Raw genomic sequence first — 12198 nt, 5'->3', positions numbered from 1 at the left:
GGAAGCGTCGCGGTTCCGCCGCGCGTGGTTCTGTTGGGCTCGCTAGTTGTTCGCCGCGTCGCTCGGCAGATTGACCGTGATGAACTCGACGAACTGCCCCATCGACACGTCCCGTTGGTTCTGCCGGCCGAGGTCGGCCATGAAGTCGAAGAACGGGAACTGCTGCTCGTACCGCCGCTCGACCATCTCGTTGAGCATCACCAGGTCGATCGACTCGATCGACAAGTCGGCGAAGAACAACGACTGCTCGCTGATCTTGGCGGGCGTCGAGCCGTTCTTGAGTTCGCGGATGATCGACTCGACGTCGTCGAACACGCGACGACCAACGCCATTGGGCGCCGCCGCCGATTGAGGTGCGGCCGCCTCTGGTTCGGCTTCGGCGGCCTCGCTGGGCTGGTCGTCGGCGCGCCATTGGGCGGCGACCGCCAGCTCGCCGGCCAGGTACAGCTCCTTGCAGGCCCGCCGCTGCAGCTTGCCGCTGCTGGTCTTGGGGATCTCGCCGCCTTTAACCAGCAGCACCGCGTACGGCGCGGCCTCGTGCTCGTGAATCAGGGCCGCGCGGATGTCGGCCATCACCTGTTCCAGGTCGAGCTTCTGGGGACGCTGCACGCCCTGCACAATGACCAGCCGCTCCTCGCCGTCGACCTCGACGCCGAACGCCACGCCGTGGTCCCGTCGCAGCGACGCGCAGCAGCCCTCGACCGTCCGCTCGAGGTCCTGGGGGTAGTGGTTGCGGCCGCGGATAATGATCAGGTCCTTCAGACGTCCGGTGACGAACAGCTCGCCGTCGTCGAGGAAGCCGAGGTCGCCGGTCCGCAGGAACGGGCCCTCGTCACCATTGGCTGGGGCGCCGGCGATGCGGGCGTTGAACGTCTGCTCGGTGGCTTCTTCGTTGCCCCAGTAGCCCTTGGCCACGCCAGGGCCGCGGACCCAGATCTCGCCTACCTGATCGCCCTCGCAGCGGGTCAAGGTCTGCGGGTCGACAATCGCGATCTCCTGGTCGTCGACGCTGACGCCGCAGCCGACAATCTCACGGGCGCTCTCTGATGAGGCGTCGACCCGCCGCACGCGGTTTTTGGTCAGCAGCTCGGCGTCGAAGGTCCGCACGATTGGGGCGGCGTGCTTGTCGCCGCCGCTGACGATCAGGGTCGCCTCGGCCAGGCCGTAGCAGGGGTAGAAGGTCTCGGCCCGGAAGCCGGCCGGGGCAAACCGCTTGGCGAACCGCTCGAGCGTGTCGGGCCGCACCGGCTCGGCGCCGTTGCAGGCGAGGGTCCAGCAGCTGAGGTCGAGCTCGGCGAGCTCCTCGTCGCTGATCTTCTGCACGCACAGGTCGTAGGCAAAGCTCGGCCCACTGGTGGCGTACGCCCGGTACTTGGAGATTGCCATGAGCCACCGCGCCGGGTGCTTCACAAACGACAGCGGCGACATCAGCACCGTCCGCCGGCCGCTCTGCAGCACCTGCAGCACCAGGCCGATCAGGCCCATATCGTGGTACATCGGGAGCCACGACACGGCGACCGCGTCGGGTTCGTCGAACTTCTTGATGTGCTCGAAGTTGAACATCAGGTTGGCGTGCGTCAGCATCACGCCCTTGGGCCGACCGGTCGAGCCGGAGGTGTACTGCAGGAAGGCGAGCGTGTCGCCGTCGATCGTGTGGCCGAGCGACTCGGGCGAGCGGTAGTCGGCGCCGTCCTCGGTGGGGATGTCGTCGGTAACGACCATCTGGCCGGCGCCGGCGGTCGCGGCGCCAAACCGCTGGGACTCGCTGCGGCCGGTCAGCACGAACTTGGCCTGCGCGTCGTCCATGATGGCGTGCAGGCGGCTGAGGGTCCGCTGCATCCGCATCGGGTCGGGCGGGTAGATCGGCACCGCGACGAACCCGGCGTAGAAGCAGCCCAGGAGCGCCGCGATGTACTCCAGCCCCGGCTCGTACACCAACGCCGCCCGATCGCCAAACTCGCCCAACTGCTGCAGCCGCGCTGCAATGGAACGCGCCCGCCAGTCGAGCTCGCGAAAGGTGATGTGCTGCTCGTCCTGCTCGCCGTCAGCAAGGAAGGTGTAGGCGATGTTGGTGGGGACCGCCTCGCTCATGGCAGAGAGCGCGTGCACCAGGCTCGGGGCGGACTCGGCCGCCGAGGTCATCGACCCGCCCGGGGAAGTGGCGAGCTGGGTAGCGCGGCTCGTGACGCTAGGTTGCCTCGTGACGCTAGGTTGCATAGTTGGTTCTCTGCTGTTCGGCGTTCCGTCACCTGGCTCGGCGTCGCGTGGCGTGGGGGCCTCGGCTTGCCAACCATCTGCTCAAAGCACGCACCGCTGACAGGTAGGTGAGGTCGGTAGGCGTTGGTGGCGCGGCATGGGAGTGCTGCTAGCTAAGCCCGGTATTATAGGCAATTGGCTACGAATCACTACCGCCCGATACTACGACTGCACCCTCATACGGCAACCGCCGCCGCCCGTTACGTGCGGCGCGGCTGGAGTCCCAACCGGCGGTTGGCCGGCGCCGGCAAGTGCTTTTCTGGCAAAGGGTTAGGGCGATTCTCCTGAGTTTTTGGCGCGGCCACAGTGCGAGTAACACGACCAGAATTGCAGTCCCGCTCGGCTCCGGGGTCGAAGTCAGGGCCGGATTCAAAGCGGCCGCCGCGTCGCGCCACGCGGTGTAGTCGGCCGCGTCGATGCGGCCGTCGTGATTCGCGTCGGCGTCGAGACCGGCCGTGGCCGCGTACGAAGCGGCCCACACCGCCAGGTCCTGGGCGTCGATCACCCCGTCCTGGTTGAAGTCGGCCGCCAACGAGGGCGCCGGCGGCCCGAGCCGGTCGAGATCTCGCGTCGGCGCCGCGTACGGCACAAACTGGTCCGACCGGGCGAGCGACTCGAACGAGGCAACCGACCCCGGCGTGCTGAGGTAGTCGACCACCAACACCGCCTTGCCGGCGGCCAGGAAGTCGTCCTTCAGCACCTGCACCTTGTCGGCGTCAACGTTAAGTGGGTTGTTGACGTCCGCGTCGCCGCGGTAGTAGATGTCTTCGATACCGATGGCGAACATCGCGTCCAGGTAGTCGGCCCGCAACTGGCCGTCCGCGGGTTGCGGGGAGGGGCCATTGGCGAGGTCGCTGAGGATGAACTCGCCGTTCTGCGGGATGACAAAGAACTGCGGGTTGGTCTGGCGGGCGTGGGCCGTCATGGCCACAACAAACTCTGCCATCCGCCGCGCGGCGGCTTGCCCATTGAGCGGATCGCCAGGGCGGGCGTCGGCGGGCTGCGCCTCGTTGCCCCAGAAGTAGTACGCGTCGACGATGTCGAGGTAGGCGCCGTCGAAGCCCTGCGAGACTACCTGATCGAGCCAGCCCGTTCCGCCCTCGTTGAAGATTGCCGTCTGCCAGGCCGGGTCCCAGTACCGGACCTTCCGCGACTCGGGCCAATCGGGGTTGGTCGGTCCCAGCCAGTTCGGCGCGGCGGCGGTCAGCGGGCTGTCGGCGGCGCCGGACGCGGTCCAGCCGGCGTCCCAGTAGCTGCGGAACTCGCTGGCCTCGCCGATCGAAACGTACGCAACCGCCGCCCTGCGCGACCCATCGCCGCCGACGCTGTGCTTAACGTCCGCGATCTGCTGCGCGGTGAACTTCGATCCCTCATCGCCGTAGGCCGAAAAATCCATCACGATCAGGTCGTGCGGCGCGGCGGCCAGGCCTGCCGGCTGCAGGCCTTCTTCGCCCGGCCCGCCCTGCAGCTGGTAGCCCCAGTCGCGGACCAGCACCGGACCGTCGGAGGTCGCTGCGGTGGCTCCGTCCGCCGCGGCGGGGGCCGAAAACGCGGCAACCAACAGACCAAGCCGGGCAAGGAACCGGGGCGTCGAATCGGAACGACCTGAAAGTTTCATGCTATCGGCCGTCTTCGGGACGGCGGAACTCTAGGCAGTAGTTTTCCGAGAGCCCGTCGATTGACTTCTCGCCGACAAACACAAAGCCGGCCTCCTCGAGTTCGCGTCGGAAGACCTCCTTGCCGGCCCGCACGTGCCCCATCACAAAGTCGCTCGACTCCCCCTCAACCCGATCGAAGTCGACCAGGATCAGCCGACCGCCCGGCTTCACTGCGCGGAGCAGCGCGGCGTCGGTCACCTGCGGGTACTCGAAGTGGTGGTAGACGTCGCACACAAACAGGCAATCAACTTCCGCGAACGGCATCCGCCTGTCGTGGTCGCCAACCACCAGGGCGTCGATCTGCGTGAGCCCTTGGTCCTCGGCGATGCGTCCGATCCGCTCGACAAACTTCTCGGCGATGTCGGCCGCGTACACCTTGCCGGTCGGTCCGACCTGCTTGGCGAAGAGCATCGTGAACAGCCCGGTGCCGGCGCCGATGTCGCCGATCTTGTCGCCCGGCCGCAGGCCGCATGCCGCGGCGACCGCGTGCCGGGCGCGGAACACCTCGCGGCTCTCGACCTCAAACCGCTCGACCCACTCGTCGGGGTCGAGGTCGGGGTCGAGGTAGCGGTCGTTGATGCCGGGGCGGACGCTCCCGGCGGCAGGGCTGCTGACCGCAGGTTGTTGCACTGCCGCCGCGGGCTGCGCCTCGCTGCGCTGGCACGCGGTGCAAACGGCGGTCAGCACCAGCAGCGACCGCAGCCACGCCCAGTGAAGCGACTTTTGTCCGCTATTTGCCAAAACGCATTGATAGGGACAAAAGTCGGGGGGGCTATCCGTGAGCGTTCTCGTAAATCGCTTTTGGGTAATGGCTTCCATGAATCGGTCTCTGTGGGGCGCGGCGAGTTTTGTCCATTCTAAGCGCGCATTAGGGACAAGCAGAGGACAAAATTCCTCGGCTGCGCGATCGTTGCTAAGGGCCGTGCCCGGTCGTCTATTGGAACCGATCAATAGGCTACTTTCATTAGAAATCTGCGGCGAAAGACGTTCCCCAAAGACGCGCTTGTCGCCGGCCTACATCCGCCCAATCCAGAAGCCGAGGATCTCTTCGGTCTGCTCCTGGTCGAGCGTCTCGTGGGCGAGCAACTCATCGGCAACCGCGGCGACCGCGGCCCACCACGCCTCGCGCTCTATCGCCTGCCGTAGCGATGTGGTGAGCGTCTCGAGCAGCCGGGTGCGGAGCTCGGGGTGGGGAACCGCTACCCGGCAGAGCTCCCACGCCTGGGCCCAGTCGCCCTGGCTCGGACCGTGCAGGGCAGGGTGGGCCGGCTCGCCGCGGTAGATCATCTCGGCCACGGGCCCGGCGAGGACCGTCAGCAGTTCGCGTTGCAGCTGCCAATCGGCCCCCTTCCCAGCACCACGGGTCCCAGCACCACGGGTGCCAGCAATACGGGGGTCGACGCGGCCCCAGTTGACCCGCACATCGCCAAACCGATGCGGCAAGTCGTCTGGGTCATCGAAACCGCCGAGCCGCACCTGCTCGACAGCCGCCCCAAGCGCGTACGCCACCACGGCGTGGCCCGCTTCATGATAGGCAGTGAGGGTGTCGTCGTCGTGCATGATCGCGGCGATGCTACTTCGACCATTCACAGCAAGCCAGCCCCGTGACTGATCTCGCGGGTAGATGGACGCAATGGCAGCTCTCGACCTGATAGCTCTGTGCGCGAATGCGAAAGTGTGAAGTTGGAAGATTGCTGCTGTTTCGGTTATCCTCAGGGGTGGGAGGAGCGGACTCGGTCCGGTCCCACGGATGCATCTTCTGATCGGAGTAGTACTAATGAGACGACCCCACATTGTGCCCGCCCTCTTGGCGGCGCTCCTCTTCTCTGGCGGCGCTCAAGCCGCCTACCTCGTCGAAATCGACACCGATGGCCTCGACGACGGCGTCCTCACTTACAACCCAAGCTTCGCGTTCGGCGGCGACACCACCACTGCCAGCCAGAGCGCCGCGGGCGCCGCAGTCGGCCTGACCGGCGGCGACAGCATCTTCGGCGGCAACGGCACAGCCGAGCTCGACACCTACCGGTACTTCTACACGCCCGGCTCCGACGGCGACAACCTGGCGCTCGCCGCCGGCACGGCGCTCAACGACGACGGCGACGTCGCTACGGGCGCACTCGCCGGCGCCTCAGGCGACTACAACGTCTACGCTACCTGGCCGTACACCGAGAACGTCAGCGGCGGCGACACCACCTTCGAGCTCACCAACTCCGGCGGCGGCGTCGTGTTCTCAACCACACTCGACCAGAACACCACGGGCGACGAGTGGGTGCTTGTCGGGTCCGGCTATCTCGACGCCAACGAGCGGTACACGCTGTCCCAGTCTTCCGGGTCGAACACTTTTGTCTCGATGCGGGCGTCGGCCGCGCTGTTCGACTACGTTCCCGTCCCCGAGCCCGCCAGCGCAGCGCTGCTCGTCGCGTCGCTTGGGGGCCTCTGCCTCGCGCGGCGTCGGTAGGCACGTGACAATCTTGCATCCAGACAACCAGCCGCCTGTGCTCGACGAGCGCAGGCGGCTGGTTTTGCATTTGGTTTTCTGTCGTTTCCCGGCCTACCCAGGGCGGTTCCGGAGGGACGCCATCGCGTAGCCAGGGGCGATGGCCCCTAGTGAAAGAGGCAATGATGAGAATAAGCTCCGAAGGGGTGAAAGCGGTTAGAGTGAGCCCTGGTCGCTGCCGCCCCGCTGGGGCCTTGCGCTACCCGCCGCCATGATCCAGGGGCTCGCGCCCCTGGCTAGACACCGTCGGCCCTCCGGACCTGCTCGCAAGAACGAGGCAGCGCACAAGAAAAGGGAGCGGCCATCGCTGGCCGCTCCCTGTGGGTAGCAATCGAACTCTCGGGCGTAGCCCTTAGCCTTCCTTGACCTCGAACTCCGCATCGATCGTGTCGTCGTCGGCGGTTTCGGTTGAGGCCTCGGGGGCTGCGCCGGGGGCGCCGCCGCCGCCGGCCTCGGCGGCCGCCTTGTACATCGCCTCGCTCATGGCGTGGCTGGCGGTGCTGAGGTTCTCGGTCGCCGACTTGATCGCCGCGACGTCCTCGCCCTTGGCCGCTTCGCGGACCTTAGTGACGGCGTCCTCGATCGGCTTCTTGTCGGCGTCGCTGACCTTTTCGCCCTGGTCCTTGAGGGTCTTCTCGACCTGGTAGGCGAGCGACTCGGCGTTGTTGCGGGCCTCGACCAGCTCACGCTTCTTCTTGTCCTCGTCGGCGTGGGCGGCCGCGTCCTCTTGCATCTTCTTGATCTCCTCTTCGCTGAGGCCAGAAGACTGCTCGATCTTGACGGTCTGCTCGACGCCGGTGCCCAGGTCCTTGGCCGCGACGTTGAGGATGCCGTTGGCGTCGAGGTCGAACTTGACCTCGATCTGCGGCACGCCCCGCGGCGCGGGCGGGATGCCCTCCAGGTTGAACTGGCCGAGCAGCCGGTTGTCGGCGCACATCTCACGCTCGCCCTGGAACACACGCACGGTGACCGCGGACTGGTTGTCGTCGGCGGTGCTGAAGACTTGCTTGCGCTCGGCCGGGATGGTGGTGTTCTTCTCGACCAGCTTGGTCATCACGCCGCCGAGGGTCTCGATGCCGAGCGACAGCGGGGTGACGTCCAGCAACAGGATGTCCTGCACGTCGCCGGCCAGCACGCCGCCCTGGATCGCGGCGCCGATCGCCACAACCTCGTCCGGGTTGACGCCCTTGTGGGGGTCCTTGCCGAAGATCTCCTTGACGAACTCCTGCACCTTGGGGATGCGGGTTGATCCGCCGACCAGCACGACCTCGTCGATCTTCGACTTGTCGAGCTTCGAGTCCTCGAGCGCCTGCATCACCGGGCCGCGGCAACGCTCGATGAGCTTGTCGACAAGCTGCTCGAACTTGGAGCGGGTGATGTTCATCTGCAGGTGCTTCGGCCCGCTGGCGTCGGCGGTGATGAACGGCAGGTTGATGTCGGTGCTCTGGGCGCTGGAGAGCTCCTTCTTGGCCTTCTCGCACGCCTCCTGCAGACGCTGCAGGGCCATGGTGTCCTTGCGGAGGTCGATGCCCTGTTCCTTCTGGAACTCCTCGGCGACGAAGTTGATCAGCTCCTCGTCGAAGTCGTCACCGCCGAGGTGGCCGTCGCCGTTGCTGGCGATGACGCGGAACACGCCGTCGGCAACTTCGAGGATCGACACGTCGAACGTGCCGCCGCCGAGGTCGAACACGCAGATCGTTTCCTGCGCCTTCTTGTCGAGCCCGTAGGCGAGCGACGCGGCGGTCGGCTCGTTGATGATCCGCGCGACCTCGAGGCCGGCGATCTGACCGGCGTCCTTGGTCGCCTGACGCTGCGAGTCGTTGAAGTACGCCGGCACGGTGATCACGGCCTTGTTGACCTTGTGACCCAGGTACGCCTCGGCGGACTCCTTCAGCTTCTGGAGGACCTTGGCCGAGATCTCCGGCGGGGTCATCTCCTTGTCGCCGACCTTCACCTTGACGTAATCGCTGGCTCCGCCGGTGATCTCGTACGGGACCATCTTCTCTTCGTTGGCCACTTCGTCGTGGCGGCGGCCCATGAACCGCTTGATCGAGTAGACGGTCTTGGTCGGGTTGGTCACTGCCTGCCGACGCGCGGGCTCGCCGACCAGGACCTCGCCCTTGTCGGTGAACGCGACGACGCTCGGCGTGAGCCGGTTGCCCTCGGGATTGGGAATGACCTTGGCCTCTTTGCCCTCCATTACGGAGACCACCGAGTTGGTGGTGCCGAGGTCGATGCCGATGATTTTTTCGCCTTCAGCCATGAGAAATGCTCCTACTTAAAACCCAGTTGGCCTTCTTCTACACGCCGGCCCGCTGGGCCGCTTATTGCTTAGGTGGGGCCGCACGAGCAGCCTGCCCACGAAAAGTAGCAAAGGCCATGCCGTGGCGTGGTGGAACTGGTTGCAGTTGACATAACTCCCCTGCCGAAAAATACTTGTGTCAAATCGGACGCCCTACGAGAGGACTTTGCGACCGGGCTCCGGCCGGGGCGTAGCTGCCAATGTCGCAGTCACGGCCGGCCTGGCCTGCCAGCACGCCTCCCCGGGGGATGTCATTTTGGCAGGCCCGGTTCCTAACCAAAAACCATTTCACGCTTTGGGACCCGGCCCGCAGCGCCGAACTCCCGCTCATGGCAAAGAAGAAGACATCCCCGAGTCGCCCCCCGGGGCCTAGGCGACAAATGGCCCAACTCGACCGCGAGCTGCTGAAGCTGTTGGCCGAGCGTCGGCAGCTGGCTGCCGACCAGGCGGGGGCGGGCGAGCTCTCTCCATCGGAGCGGCTCGCGGCCGAGGACGCCGCGATCGAGGCCCTCGCCGAGCGGGCTACCAAGCTGCCCGCCGACTACGTGCGGGACGTCTTCCGCGAGGTCATGGCGGGCTGCCGTGTCGGTCCTCGTGGCGTGCGGATCGCCTACCTCGGGCCGGAGCACACATTCAGCCACCAGGCGGCAATCCGCCGGTTTGGAGCTGCGGCGGACCTGGCGCCGGTCGGCTCGATCGCGGCGGTGTTCGAGGAGGTCGACCGCGGCTCGAGCGACTTTGGCGTCGTGCCGCTAGAAAACTCGACCGACGGCCGCGTCACCGACACGCTCGACTGCTTTGCCAAGACTCGGGTCACTGTGTGCGGCGAGCTGCCGCTGCGGATCCACCACTGCCTGCTGGGCAGCGGCCCGCGGGCCAAGCTGACCACGGTCTGCAGCAAGCCCCAGGCGCTCTCGCAGTGCCGCAACTGGCTGGCCCAGCACCTGCCAGGCGCCGAGCCGCGTCCGGTCGCCAGCACGGCCGAGGCGGCCAAAATGGCGAAAGAGGACCCCGCGGTCGGGGCGATCGCCAGTGCATCGGCCGCCGGACCGCTCGGTTTGAAGATGCTCGCCGAGAACATCGAGGACCAGCTGGATAACGTGACGCGGTTCGCCGTAATTGGGGGTGAAACGCCGCCCAAGACCGGCCGCGACAAGACTTCCCTGTGGCTTGAGGTGCCGCACGAGCCCGGCGCACTGGCCGATGTGATGGCGATCTTCAAGCGTCAGAAGCTCAATCTGACGTGGATCGAGTCGTTCCCTATCCCCGGCAGCCGCGGCCGCTATCTGTTCTTCGTTGAGTTCCTAGGCCACCAGGCCGAGGTACGGGTCCGCCGGGCGCTCGAGTCGCTCGCGAAGAAGGCGACCCAATTAGAGGTGCTCGGCTCCTATCCACAGGCCGAGCCCATCGATTAAAGTAGGGGGCTCGGATTTGGGGAGTGGCGGCCACAGGCCGGTTCTGGCTCCGCTTACAGCAGGCCCCCGCCCGCGGGGCCCCGAGAACTGGGCCCTGAGTCTTGTTAGTCAATCCTGATCGATTCTCGGCCTGATCCGACCCCGGGCCAACCAACCCCAATCCGACAAACCAGCTCCGCTAACATGCTTATCATCCTGAAAGAATCGGCCACCGACGCTCAGATTGACCACGTTGTCGAGCGGGTAGAGGGCCTAGGCCTGGCCACCCACCTGAGCCGCGGCACCTACCGCACCGTGATCGGGGTGATCGGCGACGAGGACAAGCTCCAGGCGATCGGCCCCGAGGCGATCCCCGGCGTGGCCAAGGTGGTGCCGGTGATGCCGGCCTACAAGCTGGCCAGCCGCGAGGCGCACCCGCAGCCGACGATTGTCGAGGTCGGGTCGGGCAAGGCGGTGACGAAGGTCGGCGGCGGGCACCTCGGCATGATCGCCGGCCCGTGCGCGATCGAGTCGGCCGAGCGGCTCGACGAGATCGCCGGTGAGATCAAGAAGGCGGGGGCCAACATCCTTCGCGGCGGCGCCTACAAGCCGCGGACCAGCCCGTACGCGTTCCAGGGCCTGGGCGAAGAGGGCCTGAAGATCCTCCGCGAGATCGGCGACAAGCACGGCCTGCCGGTCGTCACCGAAGCGATCGACCCGCGGCACGTCGAGCTGATCGCCGAGTACACCGACATGATCCAGCTTGGCGCCCGGAACATGCAGAACTTTGTGCTGCTGACCGAGGTCGGCAAGACGCACAAGCCGGTGCTGATGAAGCGGGGCATGGCCGCCACGGTCAAGGACCTGCTAATGAGCGCCGAGTACGTCATCGCCAACGGAACGACCGACGTCGTGCTGTGCGAGCGGGGCGTGAAGGGCTTCGACAACGCCTGCCGCAACATGCTCGACGTCGCGGCGGTTCCGCAGGTGCACCAGATGAGCCACCTGCCGATCATCGTCGACCCGAGCCACGCCACCGGCCGGCCCGAGCTGATCCCGGCCTGCGCCCTGGCCGGGCTGGCCGCCGGCGCCGACGGCATCCACATCGAGGTTCACAACTGCCCCGAGGAGGCGATGTCCGACGGCCCGCAGGCGCTGCTGCCTAATCAGTACGCCGAGCTCATGGAGCAGCTCAAGAAGGTCGCCCTGGCGATCGGCAAGACGATCTAGCCGAGCGCGGCCGCGGCCCTCTGATCGAGGGCAACCAAGTCAATTCACAGGCAACCACTTCAACTCAACCACCCCACTGCCATGCGACGCTACCTAATCGCCGGTAACTGGAAGATGAACACCGACCGCTCGACCGGCGTGGCCCTGGCCACGGCGATCGCCGAGCAGGCGACCGACCTGAAGGACGTCGACCTGCTGGTTTGCCCGCCGAGCGTCTACCTGGCGCCGGTCGCCCAGGCGTTGGCCGGCAAGGCAGTGGCGCTGGGCGCCCAGAACATGTACTTCGAGGACAACGGCGCTTTCACCGGCGAGCTGAGCGCGGCGATGCTCAACGACGTCGGCGCCGAGTACGTGATCCTCGGCCACAGCGAGCGACGGCACGTCCTCGGCGAGACCGACCAGGAGGTCAACAAGAAGACCCTCAAGGCGCTCGAGGCCGGCATCGCTCCGATCGTCTGCGTCGGCGAGAAGCTCGAGGAGCGTGAGGCCGGCGAGACCGCCGCGGTCAATCGCCGCCAGTTCGAGGCCGCCTTCGAGGGCGTCACGCCCGAGCAGGTCCCCAGCGTCGTGATCGCGTACGAGCCGGTCTGGGCAATCGGCACCGGCAAGGTCGCCACGCCGGAGCAGGCGGAGGAGGTGCATGCCGATCTTCGCCAGTTGCTCACCGATCGCTACAATGCCGAGATTGCCGGCCAGGTGCGGATCCTGTACGGCGGCTCGATGAAGCCCGGCAACGCGGCCGAGCTGCTCTCGCAGCCGAACGTCGACGGCGGCTTGATCGGCGGCGCGGCTCTCAAGGCAGAGGACTTCATCGGGATCGCAAAGGCGGCCGGCTAAGGCTTGGACAACCCGCCATTAGGT

General features: G+C 66.6%; 9 protein-coding genes. 4 read left to right on the top strand and 5 right to left on the bottom strand.

The window, feature by feature from the left end; translation table 11 throughout:
• Positions 1-42: 42 nt before the first annotated feature.
• The 4 genes from Pla123a_RS11765 to Pla123a_RS11750 form a co-directional block, all read right to left on the bottom strand.
• Entirely contained in the window at positions 43-2217 is a 2175-nt protein-coding gene (locus Pla123a_RS11765; RefSeq protein ID WP_146587136.1) for an AMP-binding protein, read from the bottom strand.
• 178 nt (positions 2218-2395) lie between these two features.
• Positions 2396-3874: an endo alpha-1,4 polygalactosaminidase gene (locus tag Pla123a_RS11760; RefSeq protein WP_146587134.1), complete on the bottom strand. Its 1479-nt coding sequence runs from the start codon at positions 3872-3874 to the stop codon at positions 2396-2398.
• A 1-nt stretch (position 3875) separates the two neighbouring features.
• Positions 3876-4544, bottom strand: a complete 669-nt coding sequence (locus Pla123a_RS11755) for a class I SAM-dependent methyltransferase (protein WP_231956404.1) — start codon at positions 4542-4544, stop codon at positions 3876-3878.
• Positions 4545-4928: 384 nt separating this feature from the next.
• The gene (locus Pla123a_RS11750; protein ID WP_231956402.1) at positions 4929-5504 is read right to left on the bottom strand and encodes a cell division protein FtsH; all 576 of its coding nucleotides are present in this window, start codon (positions 5502-5504) and stop codon (positions 4929-4931) included.
• 187 nt (positions 5505-5691) lie between these two features.
• On the opposite strand from Pla123a_RS11750, the gene Pla123a_RS11745 reads away from it, so the two are divergent.
• Positions 5692-6372 carry a PEP-CTERM sorting domain-containing protein gene (locus tag Pla123a_RS11745; protein WP_197527889.1) on the top strand — a complete coding sequence of 227 codons (681 nt, stop codon included), beginning with the start codon at positions 5692-5694 and terminating at the stop codon, positions 6370-6372.
• Positions 6373-6763: 391 nt separating this feature from the next.
• Here the strand turns inward: Pla123a_RS11745 and dnaK are convergent, their stop codons facing one another.
• Complete coding sequence (gene dnaK, locus Pla123a_RS11740) at positions 6764-8674, bottom strand: molecular chaperone DnaK (protein ID WP_146587127.1); 1911 nt, start codon at positions 8672-8674, stop codon at positions 6764-6766.
• A gap of 419 nt (positions 8675-9093) precedes the next feature.
• Between dnaK and pheA the strand changes: the two genes are divergently transcribed.
• The 3 genes from pheA to tpiA all read left to right on the top strand — a co-directional run bounded on the left by pheA (position 9094) and on the right by tpiA (position 12174).
• A complete protein-coding gene (gene pheA, locus Pla123a_RS11735; protein ID WP_231956400.1) occupies positions 9094-10128 on the top strand; it encodes a prephenate dehydratase in 1035 nt (344 codons plus the stop codon).
• A 183-nt stretch (positions 10129-10311) separates the two neighbouring features.
• On the top strand, positions 10312-11337 hold the full coding sequence (aroF, locus tag Pla123a_RS11730) for a 3-deoxy-7-phosphoheptulonate synthase (protein ID WP_146587124.1): 1026 nt from the start codon (positions 10312-10314) through the stop codon (positions 11335-11337).
• 81 nt (positions 11338-11418) lie between these two features.
• Positions 11419-12174 carry a triose-phosphate isomerase gene (gene tpiA / locus Pla123a_RS11725; RefSeq protein ID WP_146587122.1) on the top strand — a complete coding sequence of 252 codons (756 nt, stop codon included), beginning with the start codon at positions 11419-11421 and terminating at the stop codon, positions 12172-12174.
• The last annotated feature ends 24 nt before the right edge of the window (positions 12175-12198 follow it).

Origin of the sequence: Posidoniimonas polymericola (genome assembly GCF_007859935.1) — a bacterium.
Classification (GTDB): Bacteria; Planctomycetota; Planctomycetia; order Pirellulales; family Lacipirellulaceae; genus Posidoniimonas; species Posidoniimonas polymericola.
Note: the sequence above shows the minus strand (reverse complement) of the source record. Positions and strands in the feature narration are given on the sequence as shown.